Annotated in this window: 13 protein-coding genes; 2 read left to right on the top strand and 11 right to left on the bottom strand. The window is 57.8% G+C overall.

Annotation, left to right across the window (positions count from 1 at the left end; all coding sequences use genetic code 11):
- Positions 1-376: 376 nt before the first annotated feature.
- Positions 377-1,084 (bottom strand): GntR family transcriptional regulator, encoded by a 708-nt coding sequence (locus AC1Q8Q_RS06935; RefSeq protein WP_020801050.1) that lies wholly within the window; start codon positions 1,082-1,084, stop codon positions 377-379.
- A gap of 197 nt (positions 1,085-1,281) precedes the next feature.
- Between AC1Q8Q_RS06935 and lapG the strand changes: the two genes are divergently transcribed.
- A complete protein-coding gene (lapG, locus tag AC1Q8Q_RS06940) occupies positions 1,282-1,977 on the top strand; it encodes a cysteine protease LapG (protein WP_033043568.1) in 696 nt (231 codons plus the stop codon).
- A 14-nt stretch (positions 1,978-1,991) separates the two neighbouring features.
- Entirely contained in the window at positions 1,992-3,938 is a 1,947-nt protein-coding gene (gene lapD / locus AC1Q8Q_RS06945; protein ID WP_492614920.1) for a cyclic di-GMP receptor LapD, read from the top strand.
- Positions 3,939-4,014: 76 nt separating this feature from the next.
- Here lapD and AC1Q8Q_RS06950 read toward each other — a convergent pair whose 3' ends face one another.
- The 10 genes from AC1Q8Q_RS06950 to bcsE all read right to left on the bottom strand — a co-directional run bounded on the left by AC1Q8Q_RS06950 (position 4,015) and on the right by bcsE (position 18,399).
- The gene (locus tag AC1Q8Q_RS06950; protein ID WP_083349964.1) at positions 4,015-4,380 is read right to left on the bottom strand and encodes a tryptophan synthase subunit beta; all 366 of its coding nucleotides are present in this window, start codon (positions 4,378-4,380) and stop codon (positions 4,015-4,017) included.
- A gap of 112 nt (positions 4,381-4,492) precedes the next feature.
- Positions 4,493-8,083, bottom strand: coding sequence for a cellulose synthase complex outer membrane protein BcsC (bcsC, locus tag AC1Q8Q_RS06955; RefSeq protein WP_492614921.1), 3,591 nt, complete (start codon positions 8,081-8,083; stop codon positions 4,493-4,495).
- Complete coding sequence (gene bcsZ, locus AC1Q8Q_RS06960) at positions 8,071-9,204, bottom strand: cellulose synthase complex periplasmic endoglucanase BcsZ (protein ID WP_225441865.1); 1,134 nt, start codon at positions 9,202-9,204, stop codon at positions 8,071-8,073. The genes bcsC and bcsZ overlap by 13 nt, the downstream gene beginning before the upstream one ends.
- Positions 9,194-11,494 carry a cellulose biosynthesis cyclic di-GMP-binding regulatory protein BcsB gene (gene bcsB / locus AC1Q8Q_RS06965; protein WP_083350203.1) on the bottom strand — a complete coding sequence of 767 codons (2,301 nt, stop codon included), beginning with the start codon at positions 11,492-11,494 and terminating at the stop codon, positions 9,194-9,196. Before bcsB ends, bcsZ begins: the two co-directional genes overlap by 11 nt.
- Positions 11,491-14,085 (bottom strand): UDP-forming cellulose synthase catalytic subunit, encoded by a 2,595-nt coding sequence (gene bcsA / locus AC1Q8Q_RS06970; RefSeq protein ID WP_492614922.1) that lies wholly within the window; start codon positions 14,083-14,085, stop codon positions 11,491-11,493. The genes bcsB and bcsA overlap by 4 nt, the downstream gene beginning before the upstream one ends.
- Entirely contained in the window at positions 14,082-14,798 is a 717-nt protein-coding gene (gene bcsQ, locus AC1Q8Q_RS06975; RefSeq protein WP_492614923.1) for a cellulose biosynthesis protein BcsQ, read from the bottom strand. Before bcsQ ends, bcsA begins: the two co-directional genes overlap by 4 nt.
- On the bottom strand, positions 14,795-15,058 hold the full coding sequence (gene bcsR, locus AC1Q8Q_RS06980; protein ID WP_083349968.1) for a cellulose biosynthesis protein BcsR: 264 nt from the start codon (positions 15,056-15,058) through the stop codon (positions 14,795-14,797). Before bcsR ends, bcsQ begins: the two co-directional genes overlap by 4 nt.
- Complete coding sequence (bcsG, locus tag AC1Q8Q_RS06985) at positions 15,028-16,671, bottom strand: cellulose biosynthesis protein BcsG (protein WP_083349969.1); 1,644 nt, start codon at positions 16,669-16,671, stop codon at positions 15,028-15,030. The genes bcsR and bcsG overlap by 31 nt, the downstream gene beginning before the upstream one ends.
- Positions 16,658-16,858: a cellulose biosynthesis protein BcsF gene (gene bcsF / locus AC1Q8Q_RS06990; protein ID WP_083349970.1), complete on the bottom strand. Its 201-nt coding sequence runs from the start codon at positions 16,856-16,858 to the stop codon at positions 16,658-16,660. The genes bcsG and bcsF overlap by 14 nt, the downstream gene beginning before the upstream one ends.
- Positions 16,855-18,399 (bottom strand): cellulose biosynthesis protein BcsE, encoded by a 1,545-nt coding sequence (bcsE, locus tag AC1Q8Q_RS06995; protein ID WP_151143792.1) that lies wholly within the window; start codon positions 18,397-18,399, stop codon positions 16,855-16,857. Before bcsE ends, bcsF begins: the two co-directional genes overlap by 4 nt.
- Positions 18,400-18,659: the final 260 nt, after the last annotated feature.

An 18,659-nucleotide genomic window follows, 5' to 3' on the forward strand; every position in this document is an offset into this window, starting at 1 on the left:
CGATGCATCGCCGATGGTAGTGTGGGGTTTCCCCATGTGAGAGTAGGTCATCGTCAAGATTAAATTCCAAAACCCCTGTCTGCTCACGCAGACAGGGGTTTTGTCGTTTTGGGCCTACGAAAAGAGCTTCAGCACATTGCTCATCGAGTAGCCGGTCACTCAATGTGAGACAGCACCGGGATGAATCGATGGAAGCCGGATAAAGCTACCCACCATCGCCCAGACTCGCGCGGCATCGGCGTGCAAAAGAGCCTGGGGATGGTTATAGCGGGCTGGGAGTCGGGGCCGGGGGATGTTGTAAGCAGATTATGCGTGGATGATGAGCGACGAAATGTTGCGGCAAGTGAAGTCACCCTCAGGCCTGCCGCTGCCTTTGCTACGAGGTTTTTCTGTTCCTGGCTTCCGGACTGTTGAGGTACCGGGTGATGACCTCAACCCCACGATTGAGATGGTTGACCAGCAGCCTCACCGATCCTTCGACATCCCGCGCCTCGGCGGCCCGCCACATGGCGCGGTGATCTTCCTGTGATAACTTGCCCAGGCCCATGGCCTCAAGGTTGAAGCGCAGGAAGCGTTCTTCTTCGTTCAACCCGTCCTCCACCAGTTTGAGCAACCGGCGATTGGGTGCCTTGCTGTAGAGCGACATATGAAAGAGGCGGTTCAGCCGGCCGATTTCGGTGTAGTCCTGTTCCGTCTCCAGCTGGTCGATGTAAAGCGCGGCCTGTTCGAGATCCGCCGCCTCAAGCAATGGCACCGACAGGCGCAGGGCTTCGGACTCCAGTAAAATCCGCAGTGCATAGGTCTCCACTGCATCGCCCTGGACCAGTGGGGCGACCACAGCACCTTTGTGGGCAACCACATTGAGCAATGACTGGGCTTCGAGTTGGCGTAACGCTTCGCGCACAGGCATGCGGCTGACACCGAAGAGATCGGCCAGGTCTTGCTGGCGCAGAGCGATGCCACACGGCAGCCGACCGTCCAGGATGGCCGAACGCAAGGTTTCCTCGATGACCGAGCGCGCCAAGTGAGCGGCAATGGGGCCGTTGACCTTGATGCTGCTGAGAGGGTTGGCTTTTCGTGTCACTACAACGCACCCTGATTGACTGAGTTATTTTTGGATCCAACTGACACTAGTGACTGCCTGAAAGCTTGTCAAACGATCAGCAAATTGCCTATTTCAAGTTTAGCGCGCCATCGCTGATCTCACGGTGCCATTGTTTTTTGCCGTACTAACCTACACCATCAACCGACTTTCCAACTGCCTACCCTGGATGCCTCGCATTGGCGGTACGTTTTTTCCCGATTCCACGGATGCTGCGCTGGCTGTCCTGCGCGTTGTTGCTGGCTGGCGTGATGCTGGGCGGGCTGCATGCCGATTGGGATTTTTCTCTGATCAGTCGTCGGGCGCAGGCATTGTACGGACCTTTGGGTCCAGGCCAGCAACGCATGGATGATTGGCAGCATTTGCTGGCCAGCCAGAAGCAGCTTGGCGAGCTTGAACAGTTGAACGTGGTCAACCGGTTCGTCAACAAGCAGTTGCGCTACGTCGAAGACATCGATTTATGGCAGCAGGTCGATTATTGGGAAACGCCAATCGAAGCCCTGTGGAAAGGTGCCGGCGACTGCGAAGATTACGCCATCGCCAAGTATTTCAGCCTGCGCCATCTTGGCGTTTCCAGTGACAAACTGCGCATTACCTACGTCAAGGCCCTGCGTCTGAACCGGGCACACATGGTGCTGACCTACTATTCGAGTCCAGAGGCGATGCCGTTGGTCCTCGATAGCCTGATCGACACCATTCAGCCCGCCAGTCAGCGAACGGATCTGCTTCCGGTCTACTCCTTCAATGCAGAAGGCCTGTACTTGCCCGGCGCCAAAGGTAACAAGAAGGTTGGTGATACCAAACGCCTGTCGCGTTGGCAGGATGTGCTGAAAAAAATGCAGGCCGAAGGTTTTCCGGTCGAGACGACTAACTAGGAGCTCACGCTCAGATGTCTTTGTTCAAACAGCTGTTGATCGCTATCTGTCTGTTCCTGGTGGTCGCCTTTACCGGCAGCTTCATGGTCAGCCTGGAAAGTTCGCGCACCCAGTACGTCAACCAGTTGCGTTCTCACGCCCAGGATGGCGCGACGGCTTTGGCGGTGTCCCTGACGCCGAACATCGACGATCCGGCGATGGTCGAGTTGCTGGTCAGCTCGCTATTCGACAGCGGGTATTACGCCAGCATCCGCGTGGTCGATTTGAGCGACGACAAAGTCATCGTCGAGCGCAGCGGTATGCCGGCGGTCAACAATGTACCGCAATGGTTCATCAAGCTGATCGGCCTGGAAGCGGCCGGTGGCGATGCGATCGTCAGCCGCGGTTGGGAGCAGGCCGCGCGGGTCGAGGTGGTCAGCCACCCGATGTTTGCCTTGGCCAAGCTTTGGCAGAGTGCGCTGGGCAGTCTCGGTTGGCTGTTGCTGTGTGGCGCGGTGAGCGCCGTCTTGGGTGCATTGCTGTTGCGTCGACAATTGAAACCCCTGGATTACATGGTCAAGCAATCCCACGCGATTGCCCGCCGGGAATTCCTCAGCCTGCCGGATTTGCCGCGTACCCCTGAATTGCGCCGCGTCGTTCAAGCAATGAACCAGATGGTCGAGAAGCTCAAGGCACTGTTTCAGGAACAGGCCGAACGCAGTGAAAGACTGCGGATCGAGTCTTATCAGGACAGCCTGACAGGGCTGGCGAACCGTCGTTATTTCGAGATGCAGTTGAACGCACGGGTGAGCAATACCGAGCAGGCCAGCTCGGGTTATCTGCTGTTGCTGCGGGTCAACGATCTGGCGGGTTTGAATCAGCGCCTGGGTGGTCAGCGGACTGATGAGTTGTTGAAGGCAGTCGGGCTGCAATTGTCTCGCGAGTGCGCCAAGTACCCGGAAACACAAAACCTGGTCACGCGCATTCGAGGCGGTGAGTTTGCCGTCTTGGCGCCAGGGTTGGTGCGTGAGGAAGCGTTGCAGCTGGCGCGCAGCCTCGACAATGCCCTGACGAGCCTGCATGCTACCGGCGCCACGGACGTTGCTTCGGTGGCCTCGATCGGGCTGGCTCCCTTTGCCCATGGCGATTCACCGCAAGCCGTGCTCGGGTTGGCGGATCAGGCATTGGCGCAGGCCGAAAGCCAGACCGATACGCACTGGGTCTGCCTGGATCGCAGCGCCTTGGCCGGCGTCGGCGACGACCATCATACCTGGCACACGCTGCTGGATCAGGCGCTGACTCAGCGGCGATTCAAACTGTATTTTCAGCCGGTGGTGGCCAGTCAGGACACTCAACTGGTGTTGCACCACAAAGTGCTTACGCGGCTGATCGACGACCAGGGCCATAGCATCCCGGCTGGAAGCTTTCTGCCATGGCTCCAACGGTTCGGTTGGGTGGCACGACTGGACCGACTGGTGCTGGAACGGGTGCTGGAGCAGATGGGCGATCACGAGGAGTCACTGGCACTGAACCTGTCATCGGCGACCCTGGAAGACCCTAAAGCGTTGAATGCCCTCTTCGAGACACTGCGTTCGCACTCCAATCTGGGATCGCGGCTGACCCTGGAGATCGGCGAAGAGCAATTGCCGGAGCAAGCCATGCTCGAAAACCTGACGCGGCGTTTGCGTGAGCTCGGGTTCTCGTTGAGCCTGCAGCATTTTGGTGGGCGTTTCAGCATCATCGGCAACCTGGCGCGGCTGGGGTTGGCGTACCTGAAGATTGACGGCAGCTACATCCGCGCGATTGATCAGGAGAGTGACAAGCGCCTGTTCATCGAAGCAGTCCAGCGTGCCGCCCACAGTATTGATTTGCCGTTGATAGCGGAACGGGTCGAGACCGAAGGGGAGTTGACGGTGATTCGGGAGATGGGGGTGTATGGCGTACAAGGGAGGTTGTTGGGTGAGCCCAAGGCATGGGATTAGGGCGTTGGGCGGGTGTCGTCAGTGATGCAGCCACCACGAGCTTGCTCGCGATGGCGTCCGTACAGTCAGTGAAGAATCAGATAAACCCTTCATCATCGTCCTCAAGCAACTGACTCAATCCACCCAAGGCTTCACGGGCCTGGCTGCGGTCCATGAGTTTGGCTTGTGCCGGCGCTGGCAGATCGGTGACGAGGATCACGCCCTTGTTGATCAGTACGGCGATCAAGTCGTCGAGTACCCGGATCATTTCCAGATCGCTCTGGCGCAGTTGTTTGAGCTGTTTGATCTGCTGCAGTTGTTTATGGCTGGTGGCCATCAACTCATTGGCGAACCAGGCCTGGAGGTCAGGGTGGTCGGCCGGCAGCCTTTCCGTGGACTCGGCGTAAGCTTCGGCTTCCACGCGCAGCAGTTGGCCGTCTGTATCGCGTTGCACGTAGAACATCGAACATCCCCCAGAAAGTTAACGGCGTCATGCTGTCAGCAGCATAGACAACATCGCGCCGATAGAGGGTGCCTAATATCCTGCGCACGAATTTAGAACACGTCCCCTGCCATCACCGCATATCTGCATATGGCGTTACCGGTTCGATCGGCATCGGGAGATTACCTTGCCATTCATCGAAGGTGTAACGCAGGTACAGCATAGCGCGGCTAGGGGCGTAGCCTTCACTGTGTTGCAGGGTGATTCCCGAGCCCACAACCATATGATTCGTCAGTCGTCGTTCGACCAGCGCTTGCAGGCGAATGCTCGCGCCAGTGCTGCTGCTTCCGTCCGTGGTCAGGGCAGTGTCAGGATCGATTTCAAGTCCTGCGGCGTCGACCTGGCTGAGCAGCTTGCCTGCCGGGCCGCCCAGCGGATACAAGTCGCTGCTGTCGGTTTTTGAGTATGACCAGCCTACCGAGCTTTCCAGCTGTGCCGACCAATTGGCATTGCGCCAGGCATAGCTGAATGGAACGCCAATTGAGTAATATCGTTGCGGACTGTAATAACCGCCCTGGCCAAGGGTGTACTCGCTCAAGTCCTTGTCGTAACCCCAATACATGAGGGTCAAACCGGTACGCATACGCTCGTCGGCACGATCCATCAGTCTGTAGTAGTAACCGGTCATGGCCGAGAGGCGTTGGTTGTCGACCACGTTCTTGCCGCGCAGCCAATGACTGCCGAAGCTGGCCCATACGCCATCAATGCCACCTTCATCATGGCTCAGGCTCAAGGTTAACCCGTTGCTGGTGACGCCGCCCCAACGTATACCGGTCTGCGGATCGACGGCTCCGGCGTATGACACCACCGAGTTGCTCATGGGCCGACGTGAGGCGGTCAAGGTCCAGCCAATAGATCTCCAGTCACTGCTATATGCGACACCACCGAGCCAGTTTCCCACTTCGAAACCTTGTGGCGAATGGCCCAGGTCCAGTGCCCAGTAATCGTTCTTCCAACCCACCGCCAGACTTGGCCCACTTGTGCTTTGCGAGGTGCTGCGGCAGCCATTGGGTACCGGCTCTTTTGTGACCTTGTCGCGGAGCTGGACGGCGCAGGTGCCGAACTGTTCGCGGTGCAAGCCATCGGGGTCAGTGTCGAAGGAGCTGGCGTCAAGGGCCACCTGCTCGGCCTGAACGAAACCCTGCCCTTGGGCGAACGGCGCGTCGATACGCAAAATGGTCAGCTGCGTTGTCAGGTCGGCAATCCCCGGTGCCGTGTCGTCGTTGCGCCAAGTGTAGTCATGATAAAGATTGACGGTCGGGTTCTGCTCTTGATAAAGCTCGTCGACGTCGCTGCGCACGCTGCGCGGCAGCCAATCATCGCTGTCCTTGGCGCGGCTGGCCTCAGTCATCGCCACGTTGTCGCGGGGATTGGCATGGGCCGGTGAAATCAAACCAGCAGCGGCCATGCTGTGGGCGTAGTTATCCAGAGCCTGTTGCGGCTGATCCTTTGCCATAAGACGCGCCGCGTCGCGATAGATCAGTGGGTCGGTCTGTGGTGTTTTCAACAGATGGGCGAATATCGCGCTGGCTTTATCCTTTTCGCCCACGGCAGACCAGGCGTTGGCGAGCCGTCGTTGCCAGGGGGCGGGAGCAGAAGGGGTCACGACGATTCGGTCCAGACCGTCACGGCCCTGATCAACGTGCCCGGTGGCAATTTGCGCTTCGATCAAGCCCAGCTGTGCCTCGGCATTTTGTGGCTGCACGCTGAGCACCTTGCGGTAGTAGCTCTTCGCCCCGACGTAATCTCCGCGCTGGGCGGCCCAGTCGGCGAGGGTGCCAAGATCATCGACGGTCGGATCACGCAGCAACAAGGCAATGGCCTGGGGCTCGTGCCCGGCGTCGCGCAGTTGTTCGACCTGAGCCATCAACTGCCGACGTTTGATTCGGGTGTTCAGTTCACGCATGTTGTCGGTCCAGTCGGCGACCGGGCTCTGTCCTAGGGTGGCTAACGCTTCGCTGTCGCGGTTCTCATTGGCCAGGTACAGACCATGAGCGTAACGAGCCTCGGGATTGCGGCCCTGCTGGGCAAGTAATTCACTAAACGCTTTGTCCGCCTCCCGCGGTTGCCCCATGGCAATTTCGGCGGTGGCCAAGCGATAAGTCAGCCACGGATTGTCGGGTTCCAACTGGCGGATTTTTTTCAGCAGCGACGCCAACTGAGCCCAGTCCGAATGCTGACTGGCGAGATCCGCTTGCAGGTTCAGCCGTTCAAGTTCAATGCTCCGACGCAGGCTGGCAAACTCCGTCTGGTTGCTGGCCGGCAAGGTGTTGAGGAAGGCTTCGGCACGTTCGATGGACTGACCCCGATACAGGCGCATCAGGGCGCGCACCACGCTGCCATTGCCTGGTTCGACCTTGCGCGCCTGCAACAACAGCGCTTCAGCCGCGACTTCATCGGATTCGGCCAGGGCGACATTGGCGAGGCCGATCAATGGGTCGGCGGAGTCGGCCTTGAGGGTTCGCGATTGCTGATATGCCTTGCGTGCCGCCGCGTAGTCCTTACGCTGCAGGGCTTCGTCGCCTTGTTGCAGGATCATCCAGTTGCGGGTAACGGCCTGTAGATCCTGCCATTTGCTGATGTAATCGGTGTCTTGCTCTTTGCTCAATGCCGTGGAAAAGGCCTCATAGGCCGCCGAGTATTTGCTTTGGCGCATTAACGCCGTACCCAAGGCGCCGTATAGGCTCGCGTCTTGCGGATATGCCTTCAGGGCCTGGCGCAACAAGCTCTCGGCAGCCGCACTCTCACTGGCGTTATCTTGTTCGAGCATGCGCTTGGCTTTGACGCCGGCTTGCCAAGCAGGATCGGCCAACAGCCCTTTTTGCATCGCCAGCTGCTTCGTAGCATCTTTAGCCAACGGCGAATACGGGTAATAGCGAATGAATGCTTGCCACGCCTGCGCCGTCTGCGGGCCAACGGGCAGCTTGATCAGGTAGTTGTATTCCCGTTCGGCGGCATTGGTACTGGCAAGAGGATCTGTCGCCAATTGATGCAGCACGGTCAGGGCTTCGTCGTTGCGATCTTCGGCGAACAATAACCCGACCAGCATCTGGCGTAAGCCGGCATTGCCTGGATAATCCCGATCCAGGGCCTGCAAATGACCGATCACAGCTGCGCGCTGGCCACTGATGCGACTGCGCGCGTTCCAGTATTCCAGCGCCGACGCGAGGTCCGGCGGCTCTTTGGCAAACAGCTTTTCGAAAGCTTCGCTGGCCTCTTCAAAGCGCCCGGCAGCAGCCAGTAACCGTGCCTGCTGCAGTTGGCGCAGACCGTCCGGACTGTGCATTTTGATAAGTGCCTGAGCCTGGCGCAATTGCGCAGAGTCCGGCGCCAGCTGGCGCAGGCGCGTCAACCTTTGCTCAATCCAGACGCTGTTCTGCGGCTGAGTCTTGTCAGCCAAGGCCTGTCGAATGTCACCCACCAGCACCTGAGGATTGTCGGGGGCGATCAGTCTTAGTCGTGCCAAAGAGTCGCGCACCAGATCTTCGCGCTGTAAGGCCTCACCAATACGTATTTGCTGCAACAGCCATTGCTGTTGTTCCTGTTGAGTAACAGGCGCCGTCGACGCGAGCGCGGCACCGCTCAAGCAGGACAGCAGCAGGGTGGAGCGCAACATTAAAATCTTGAAGTTACTGATGTGGGGGGCTTTGTTCAGTGCGTGCATGGACTCGTCCAGTTCGGTTGCAGCCGCCCATCCTTGTCGAACCGATAGCGGTGTTCGTCCCAACCCTGGCCGAACATCACCAGCGATTGGTTGTAATAAGCATCTGCCAACGGAGGAGATTGACGCAGGTGTTCACGTTGGGCAGACAGTGCGGCAGCAGCCGACGCGTCGCTGGCCAATAAGGGCAAGAGTGCCGCGGAAAACCCGACGGGGCCTGCGTTCATGATCTCGCCAGTGTCGGAGTCAACGTGTTCCGGCACATATCCCAGGCGCGCGGTAGCTTCAATCATGGGTTTGAAGTGGTTGAGCAAAACGCTGCGTTCGGGTGCGTCGGTCGCCAGCATGCCCACCCATAGATAGACACGAATAGCGTCGTAGCTACCCTGCGTGCTTTTCGCGTCGGGAAAAAAACCCTTTCCGGCCTGCCACATCAGCCAGTCGGGTGCGAAACCTTTGGGGGAGCCTTCGATCAGCGCGAGTTGGGAGTTTTTCGCGACTTCGGTCCACACCGGTGCTATGAAAGAAAATCTGCGCAACAGCTGCGGCGGCAGATAACTAAGGTTCAGGCGCCAGCCTTGACTGGATTCGAAACCGACATCCCCTGGCAGCAACATAAGGCCAAGACCCGGTAACTTACGCAGAGTTTGTGCGGCGCTACGCCATAGCAGGTGATTACCCAGGGCCAGATAATCCGGCCTGCTCCACAGACGGCCGGCTTCCAGCAAGCTGTAGGCAATCCACAGGTCGGCGTCGCTGGCGTTATTGCTGTCGAGCACGCCCCATTGACCGTTCTTGTCGCGTCCCCATTGCCAGGCAGGCAGGCGGGCGCCTAGATCGCCATCCGCCAGATTGTTGCGGGTCCAAGTCAACAACCGGTCAAAGCTTTTCCCATCGTTGGCGACCAGCGCGAAAAACAGCCCATAGCTTTGCCCTTCAGATGTCGTTATCTGCTGTGGGGAGGACGCGTCTATTACCCGTCCATCATCACTGATCAGGTGCTGTTTGAAATTTTCCCAGGCCGGCCATACACATTGGCTCGCTCCCTGTGCAGGCAATGCCAGCAGTGGCAAGAACGCTGCAAGGATTCGTGACCGGGCAATGTTCGCCGGCTTATTCTTCATATGCCAACCGGCGACGAGCCGCCCATTTCAAGATGCGCCAAGTCAGGAATGCACTGAGCAGTACGCCAGACACCGCCATGATCGCGAGCAGGACCGGGTGCTCGGATAACTTGAACCAGAGCAGCAGCCACCATGGCAGGCTGCCGACGTAATAGTGATCGCCTACCATGTGACCTTGAACGCCGCTGCTGCGAATCAACACCACCGAGCCGGCCACTGCGTCCAGCTTTCCGCTGTCATTGAGCGTCTCGCGCAATAACTGGTAGCCGGAGTCTTCGGTGGCCAGCAAGGCCACTATGCTGCGCTGTTCATGGAAAGGCGATTGCAGGCCGACAATTGCTGCAATGGGACCGGTGGCCGAAACTTCAACACGACTGGCTGCAGGTTTGCCCTCGTCCTTGATCTGCGACGAGCCAGGCCCCTGCATGTTCGCTTTCAACAAGCCGTTTCGGGAGCTGTCCAACAGCAGATTCATGTCGCGGTTATCGTGGATGTCAGGGGGTAAAGAACCGAGGATCAGCAAGTCTGCATCGCGCTTCGATACCTCGTCCCAATTATCGCTCAAGGTCAGGTTCATGGCGGGCAGGCCCGAGCGGGCGGAAATTCCGGCCACTGCTTCGAGGTACGTACTCAACTGCAGGGCATTGGGCTGTGGCGGCACCATTACCACGGTCTCGGAAAGATCCGCCATTCGGCTGAAGGGAAAGCCGCTGCGTGCGAACGCTGCCAGATCAGGCATGGCGATGAAATGGTGATAGCCCGACATATCGATCGTTGACTGATCGTCGATAACCGCTTGAGTGTCCACCGTTAACGAAGTCTGGCAGCGATCCCGCTGGGAACTGCTGGTGGTCGTGGCGAAGCTGAAATTGAACCGCAAGTTGTTGCGGTCGCCGATTTTCAGCGCAGGGACCGACAGATTTTCATTGGTGTTCGCCGACTCGCTGGACAACACGGCAAGGCGCAATTCTTCCAGTCGGTCATTGGTGTTGGCCAGCAGTGGCAGGCTGGTGATGAACTGATTGTTGAGGCTGATGTTCAGTCGCGAACCGTCATTGGAAGCCGATGGCGTGTAGCGATATTTGGTTTGCAGCGGAATGCCCTGGTTGCGCCAGACAAACAGATCCGGCGGCAAGTTGATATCCAGGCTGATCGGCAGCGGCTGCACGCCGCTGGTGCGCAACTGCTCTGGGTACTTGATCAGCTCGGCGAAGCGTACGGCACGATCCGTACGCATCCAGTTCGGAGCGTCATAGGGTTGGCGTGGTTGAATCTGCTGCACTTTGTCGATGACAACCCGCTCGCCTCGAAACAGATCACCACCCAATACCAACGCTTGTGCGGCGGCGGCCAGGTCGGCCTCGTCGCGGCCCAGCACCAGCAACACCTTACTGTAGTGATCAGTCGGGTTGTCGATTATCTGCACCACCGGTGCCTCAACCGGCGGGAACTGCTTCATGTCGGCGAGGAACGCCGGGCGATGATTGTTGGTGGCAAACACAATGGATGCGGTGACAGGCCTAGAGGCTGTTGCTGTGGGCAGTTGATCAAACAACACCGGGAATTCCGTGCCGCGCCACGCCGCCAGGCTACCGAAATACGAGGCTACGATACCCGCCGCACGCTGCTCGCCAAGCGTGGGAGAAGCTGCGAAAACCATGTTCAGAACGGGCTTGTCGTAGTCGCGCGCATCGTAGAAAGGCATCGGAAAATAGGCCAGATCGTTCTGTACGATCAACGCCTGCTCTTTCAGGGAAACCAGGCTGGCCCGGCTGATATTGACCCACAGCGCGCTATTGGAAGGCTCTTCGCAAATGTCGGTGTAATGACCGACAAACTCCAACCGTATGCGGTTGAAGTCGCTGATCAGGCGCGGATCAAGATCAACCTGACGAACAGTCTTTTTGCCCAATTGCTCCTTGTCGATGGGGATCACGTTCATCAACACGTCGTTGAGGTAAACCCGCAGGTGCGACAGCGTTGGCAGGAGTGCCGGCGATGGCGTGTACTCAAGTTGTAGCTTTGCATCGTTGGCGATGCGATCGCGCCGCATGGTGAATTCCAGCTGATCGGTGTTATGCGTGCCTAGTAACAGGCTGTCAGCCACACGCCCCAGCTCTGTGAAATTACGCGAAACGTCCCAGCTCGGCACGCTGGTCACTGTTGCCGGTACCGACACTGGCACCGGTGGCTGCCCCTTGGAAGTTTGCTCTTTGACGGGCTGCGCCTGAGCGCAACTCATTGCCAGTGACAGCAGGCTGACCAGCGTGAAACTGAAATAGCGACTCATGGTGCGCATACCGATCGAGAAGTTGGAGAAAGAGGGGGCGCTTTGGCGAAGCGCGGCATATAGCTGATCAGCCAAGCGAGCACACGCACGAACGGTCGGAACAGGGTGCGTGTCCAGGCGGGCAGGTATTGATACAAGCGGTAATAGCCGGTGGCGCCAAGACGCAGCACATCGATGAAACTGTGCAGCGGCCGGTCTGGAGCGAAGTCTTCATTCCAGTTCAGCCAGGCGTCGGCCCGGGAAAAAGTGCATTGCACGTAGTCGATTTTCTGTTGCGCAGTCAGCTCGTTGAGCGCGATGCCAATAAAGTTTTTATGGCTGCGGCTGACGATACCCGAGAAAAGGAACTCCCGTTCTCCACGCTGCATCAGCAGGGAAACCCGCTCGCCGATTGGCAAGGAAAGCTCAACGTCCAGTTGGACGCCGGTACCACCGTCGGAGTAATCCACCAACAAACAGGGATAGAAGCGCCCGTTTTGCAGACGTATCGCCGCTGGCAGTTTGGCCTGCACACGGTGGGTCTCGCGCACCTGACGTACTTCAGCGGCGATTGCCACGGCAGCGCCCACGATCAGCAGGTTGTAAATGACCCACAGGCTGCTGACCAGCGTGGTACCGATTTCATTGGTTGGCCCGTAAAACAAACGCCATACCGCAAAGCACAGGCCAGCAATATTCATCACCGCCAACACCAGATACGGTCTGGCGATACCCCAGTCGAACTGGTTCTCGGTCATCAAGCCGCCTTTGGCGGTCACGTTGAACTTGCCTTTTTTGGGATTGAACAGCGCGACGGTGGTTGGCCGCGCGATGTACCAGGCCAGCACCGTTTCATAGACCTCTCCCCAGAACGTCAAGCGGTGCTCTCCCTGCATGCGTGAGTTGGTCAGGCTGGCGTGAACCATGTGTGGAATCACATACAGCATGATCATCAAGGCCGGCGCGTAGATGATGTAGGCGTGCATCAGCAGGAACGCCAAAGGCGCAGTAAGGAATACCAGACGCGGCAGGCCCGCCAGAAAGTGCAGCATGGCGTTGGCATAGCAAATACGTTGAAAGATCGTCAGGCCTTTGCCCAGCAACGGGTTGTCGGTGCGGAAAATCTGAGCCATGCCCCGCGCCCAGCGAATGCGCTGACCGATGTGTGCCGACAGGCTTTCAGTGGCCAGCCCTGCGGCCTGGGGAATTCGCACGTAAGCCGAGTTCCAGCCTTTTCGGTGCAGGCGCAGCGCGGTATGGGCGTCTTCGGTGACGGTTTCCACGGCGAAGCCGCCGATTTCATCGATCGCCGAACGCCGTAGCACGGCACATGAGCCGCAGAAAAACGCGGCATTCCACATGTCGTTGCCATCCTGTACCAAACCGTAGAACAACTCGCCCTCATTGGGCCGGCGCCGGAACGTGTCGAGGTTACGTTCAAAAGGGTCCGGCGACAGGAAGTGATGCGGTGTTTGCACCAGTGCCAGCTTGGGGTCACGCAGGAACCAGCCCACCGTAAGTTGCAGGAATGAACGTACCGGCACGTGATCGCAGTCGAAGATTGCCACTAACTCGCCATCAAGCTGCTTCAGGGCCTGATTGAGATTGCCAGCCTTGGCATGTTTGTTGTCGTTACGGGTGATGTAATTCACGCCGGCCTGTTCAGCAAACAGGCGGAATTCTTCGCGCTTTCCATCATCAAGTATCGAAATACGCAATTTGTCGTGAGGCCAGTCGATACCAAGGGCCGCATACACGGTGCTGCGCACGATGGACAGGTCCTCGTTGTATGTCGGAATCAGGAGATCAACCGTAGGCCACGACCGTGTATCACGTGGCAGTTGCGCCGGAGGGCGATTTAACGGCCAGCAGGTCTGGATGTAGCCCAGTAACAGCACCAGCCAGGAGTAGGTTTCCGCAATCAGCAACAGCACACCGCAAGCCAGATCCAGCGGACTGTCCCAGTTCAGGGTCGCGGTATAGCGCCACCACAGGTAGCGGCAGGAAACGATGATCGACAGCATGATCAGCAGCAGCGTCGGAAAACGGCCCGGTACGCGCCGGATCACCATCGCCACTGCCCACAGCAAAATCACAAAAACCAACTGCGATACGTAGTTGAAGGGCTCGGTGATACACACCACCACGAGGACCAACCCGACTGCAGCACAGATATAGTCAAGCCAATGTTTATGGCGAGGATCAAGGTTGCGCCGCCACCGGGCGCCGCGATGCATGAGCTTGCTCTCATTGGCTTGCCGGGGCAGCTCTGTGAGAAACGTGCCTATGCGACTCCACAATCGCTGGTTCGACTGACCTACATGGCGCGCCCATTGCGGTGCAGTGCGCCGCCGGGCTTTCGGCCAAGGGCGAAATACCAGCAACCACAAGCTTTGCAGGGCAATACGCAAAGGGTCTCCAGCACTTGGCACCTTGCCGGCCAAATGCGGATACCATCGTTGGCGTTGCGCGATGAGGCGCTGCCAGACCGGCGACTCCAGTCGCAAGAACAACCAGGCCATGGCGGTGAATGAGGCTAGCCATAAAGCTGTCAGTGGGTGGCAGTCGTAACGACGACGCAGTTGCAGGTAAGGAAACCAGTGCTCGATCATGCCATCTCTCGGCGTCGTGCCAGGCACCATGTCGCCAGGCTCAATGCATCTTGCGCCGCAAGGCTTTCCGGCGCGTATTGTCCTACTGGCTGCTTGAATGCAAATGCTTCGCGCATAGCCTCATCGGCGTGCACCGTCAGCGGTAAGAGACGAGTTGCATAGTATTGTCGCCAGATGAGCAACAAATCGCGCTGTAACTGGCTGCCCGGATCGAAGCGGTTTACCAGCACTGGATTGCTGCCCGCCTGCAACAGCAGCACATGACAAGCCGCATCTGCCTCGGCCACCTGGATCGGGAGCAAGCAAGGACCAATGGTCCCGTGCCCCGGCAAGCGTTGTGGTACATCAAACAGCAGCCAGTCATAGTTTGCCGCCAGACTCGCCTGACGCCGTACCCACATCTGGGAGTCATGGATCAGTTGCTGCTCGATGCTCATGGACTCCTGTGTACTCAGGCGACCATAAGGCAGTATGTGGAGCGTCGGCGTCAGGCCCCACGCCTGCTTGTACCAGTCCTGGCCATCGAGCATCGCTCGCGCCCAGCCCGATTTCCCGCAATCCTGCAGATTGAAATGAAGGGACAGTAGATTTTCCGGGGACATGTCGATCAGCAATACGCGCTCACCGAGGCTTTCCAGGGCATAGCCGAGCGCCGCTATCAACGAAGTAGTGCCGACTCCCCCACGAACCCCGCGCATACTCAGCGATGTCACTTAAGCGCTCCGAACTTACCTTGTTGCACTGGCTGGACCACTGGCAAAGGCACCTGGTCACCCTGCTCGTCAGTGATAGGGAAATCAGCCAGCAACGGCCAGCGCTTGAGCGCCCTGCTTAATTCAAGCTGTGCCGAAACATCGACGTATTCCAGGCTCGGCAGGCGCAGTTCGACTTTAAGCCGTGCAATATCATCGGTCCGTTCGTTGCGCGAAGGCGCTGGGTGCTTCAGTTGAATTTTTGCGGGTAAGGAAGCCATGCTCCATTCTCCTTGATCCGAACATAAGGCTTGCCGGCGTAGTCGAGGACAACAGTTCCAGCGTTTTCCGAGACCGCCGGGGTTTGGGGCAGATTGGTCAGCAGTGCCTGCCAGTCCGGGCCCAACCCTTCACCTTGCGCAGGCGCGGTGTACAAGCGAGAAATGATTTCCGACAGGGCCAGATAACTACTTGGCTCTTTGACGAGGATCGGCTCCGATCGCGGGTTCCTGCCCATACCCACTAACTTGATGCCGACCGGCACATGGGTAATCGACGGACTCGGGATTTCCCGCATTCCGGAAATCTGCATGCGGTCACCGTGCAAGGCCGCGCCATGCTCGGGCACGATCACCACCGCCACCCGACGTCCGCTCTTCGCCAGCGCTTTGAGGAACGCGTCCAAATCATCTATCAAGGTTTGAGCGCGCACTTTGTAATCGGCGCTCTTCGTGCCGCCATCGAGAGTCAGGGCGCGGTTGCCGTCATGCAGCGTCGTGGTGTTGTAGAACAGCGCCACCCTCGAATCGCTCTGCCCCTCGCGATGCTGCCACCATTTGTCCAGAACCTCACGATCACGCCAGATCGAGGAACCGTCGAAAGCTACCAGGGTGCGCGGCAGATTGGTGATATTGACCTGCGGCCCCGGCAACGATCCCTGGGCACGAACTTCGTCGATAAATCCTTCGAACTGACCCGTATGGTTGAGCATGACTTCACTGCTGAAGCCCAATTTGCGCAGATCATCCATGAGCAGGCATTGTTCGGGTGCCACGTCGTAAAGCTTGCTATGAGATTGCTGACCGCAGCTGGCGCGCAGCAACCTGATAGCAGCTGGCCCGCTGTAAGATGTAGCCGAATTGAAGTTCTCGAACACCACATCCATCTGCTGCAACAAGCTGTTGTCATGTAAACCAACTGCATCCAGATCGTCCCATGCCATTGAACAGATATTGATGAGCAGCAGGTCAAACGGTTGAGCAGCCGATTGCGACGGTTGGAATGCCACTTGCCGACCGGCCTCGGTGTTGTAGAAATTTTGCAGATAAGCATCGAGCGTCGGACTATCCGGCTCTGCGCTGACGATCGGCGTACCTGCGGAGACGGGTGCCTGCGCGGTGCTTTGTGGGACAGGGGCATGCATTGCCATAAGCCCAGCTCCGCCTAGCCAGGCGAAACCGGCCAGCGTCAAGGTTGTCAGGCGCAACCACTGGTGCACGAAGAAATACGCCACCACCAACAATAGCAATGCGCCGCAAAGGTTTGGATCAATGAAACGACCGGCCAGATCAAGCAGATAATCCCCAGTGAAATTCAGCACGCCAGGCTGGTCCAGCAACCGGCTAAAAGGTGGCAGCCAAGTGTCTTGATAGAACAACGCCACACTCAACGGTATAGCGATCAACGTGCGTAGCAGCGACACGTAACGATTGTGCAGCGGCACCAATAATACGGCGGCAAACACCAGGTTCGGCAGGAGCTGCAAGTTCAGGTGACCGCTCCAAAGAAGCGCCAGCTTGATGAGGAAATAAAGGTTCCACAGTCCCAGGCCTGGCCAGGTCCACGCGGTTTTCATTGATGTCGGCTTTACCTCGAATCGCTCAGGGCTGTTCATGTACATCACTCGCAACGGGTGCTACAGGCTTGCGCCGACGCACACCCCTCGTCTGCAGGTAGCGGGGTGATAAATATCGTTGAAGTTCGCGATTGATACGCTTTGAGAGACTGCGCAGCACAAGCATTAACGCTACGGTCATGAGGCAACTTCCCGCGATGACCTGTAGCAATTGGGTGTAATTCATGGGCAAGGCTCCGACAGCGGCAACGTAATGCGTTGCGGTGCGTAGCCGCTTTGGCTGATGGCGCGCGTCAAATCAGCGGTGACTTGACCGGTGGCCATACGTGAAACCTCAAGATTGTGGGGGGCATCGATGAAATCCCGACGCGGCAGGACGTCCGCACTGGAAAGCACCTCGCAATCGCTGAAAATATCCCGCCACGGCAAACGGCAGATGTTTCCCAGCGCAGGCTCCAGTCCGTCGGCACGGCATGCGAACAGGAAGAGATAAAACACACCATCAAGAACGCAGGCGACATCGCCAAAGCGGCGCAAGGTGATCTGGCTCAAGTATTGGTCGATGTTCAGGTCGCCCCGCGGGCGTAGTCGCAATAATTGATGGGCCAGCTCGCCTGAAGCACCGCTGTAGACCTCATCAAGCAGGTCGATAAAGTCACTTGGCGGCAATATCCCGCGCCGCGCTGGAGGACGCAGTCGTGCAAACAGCGACTGGATGTCAGGAGTCTGACGATGGCGCCAGATCTGGCCTTGGGCGCTTTCTACCATGCTGAGAAAGTTCGCCAGCGTGGTTTTGGCAGGCACGATCAAGTTGGCTCCGCACGTCAGTAACAGACGCTCGTCGCGATAGCGCAGGCAGGCTTCTATTTCCCGCACAATAATCTTCAAGGCGGCACCGCATTGCTCGCGCAACTTGTGTAATTGCCGAGCCAGGGGTTCTACATCCTGGTTACTTTCCAACGTGACGATCACGCAAGCGGCACGCGCGTGGGAAGCCTGCTGCAGTAGATCGACGCGGTGTTCGAAAACGCGCCATTGCTCTGATAACGGTGCCGTCCCCTCCAGAGCTGAACGCTCGGTCAAGTAAATGCGTTGGTCGTCGGTACGGGTTTGTGAGGGACCGGAAAGCTGCGAATCACTCAGGGAAAAACCGCTGTCGCTCGCTTGCAGGTCAAATGCCTGAGCGGCGCAAACACCCAATTGGCTGTGCCAGAAGTTCAGTTGGTAATGAATAGCGCCATCTTGGCGATACAGTTGTGCCAAACCGGAAAGTTGCTCGTTGAGACTGGACAGGCGCTGATGTAAAAGGGGCGCTTGACCGCTGCACAGTACTAGCAGCGTGCAATCAATGCTCAACAGCCATTGACGGGTACTTTCGCACCAGCGTTGTAACTGATTAGTGCTGAGTGCTTCCAGATGGACCGAGTTCAACATCAATACGAGATGGCTGCCGCGCGCGATTTTGGTTCGCTGTAAATCCAAGGCCAGGGACGTAAAGGCAAGACGAGCAGACGCATCGTGAGGCATGCAAAACAGGCGCAACTCCGATGGGCCGCAATCCTCAGCCATGGAGTCGACGACAGTTTGAGGTTCGATGCCGCTGCATACCAACGTGGCAATATGTTCTTGCGACAGGCCCGATAAAAATTGACGAGCCAAAATTTCTGCATCAGTTGCAAGGTCCAGGGTGACCCAATATAACCGCCCCTGGCGCAGCAACATTTGCTCATCCTGCAGATGCCGGATGGCTAACGTGACATGACCCAACGCCTTCTACTCCAACTGTCCGAATGCACCAAAACTCAGCCAGAACGGTTAGGTATCGGCAAAATTTAAAGGCCGCTCACTAAGAGACAAAGGTACCTGGCGCTGCATTCGCCTAGACACCGGTCTCATTAAGATGATGAAAATCACTCTCGGGCGAGTAACCCGGAAAGAGCTGTCATGGGGCCAGTCAAAATATGGGCCATTTGCAGCGCGCAGATGATGGGATATCAAGCTGTCTGTGTCAATATTTTGTAACTAAC

Source organism: Pseudomonas sp. GW823-FHT06B06 (genome assembly GCF_058795195.1).

Excerpts from the sequence above, each read along its gene's own strand:
- AC1Q8Q_RS06950 (WP_083349964.1), bottom strand. The coding sequence starts at position 4,380 with ATGTTCTACGTGCAACGCGATACAGACGGCCAACTGCTGCGCGTGGAA.
- bcsB (WP_083350203.1), bottom strand. The coding sequence starts at position 11,494 with ATGAGTCGCTATTTCAGTTTCACGCTGGTCAGCCTGCTGTCACTGGCA.
- bcsG (WP_083349969.1), bottom strand. The coding sequence starts at position 16,671 with ATGAACAGCCCTGAGCGATTCGAGGTAAAGCCGACATCAATGAAAACC.
- bcsC (WP_492614921.1), bottom strand. The coding sequence starts at position 8,083 with ATGCACGCACTGAACAAAGCCCCCCACATCAGTAACTTCAAGATTTTA.
- bcsF (WP_083349970.1), bottom strand. The coding sequence starts at position 16,858 with ATGAATTACACCCAATTGCTACAGGTCATCGCGGGAAGTTGCCTCATG.
- bcsA (WP_492614922.1), bottom strand. The coding sequence starts at position 14,085 with ATGATCGAGCACTGGTTTCCTTACCTGCAACTGCGTCGTCGTTACGAC.
- bcsZ (WP_225441865.1), bottom strand. The coding sequence starts at position 9,204 with ATGAAGAATAAGCCGGCGAACATTGCCCGGTCACGAATCCTTGCAGCG.
- lapD (WP_492614920.1), top strand. The coding sequence starts at position 1,992 with ATGTCTTTGTTCAAACAGCTGTTGATCGCTATCTGTCTGTTCCTGGTG.
- bcsR (WP_083349968.1), bottom strand. The coding sequence starts at position 15,058 with ATGGCTTCCTTACCCGCAAAAATTCAACTGAAGCACCCAGCGCCTTCG.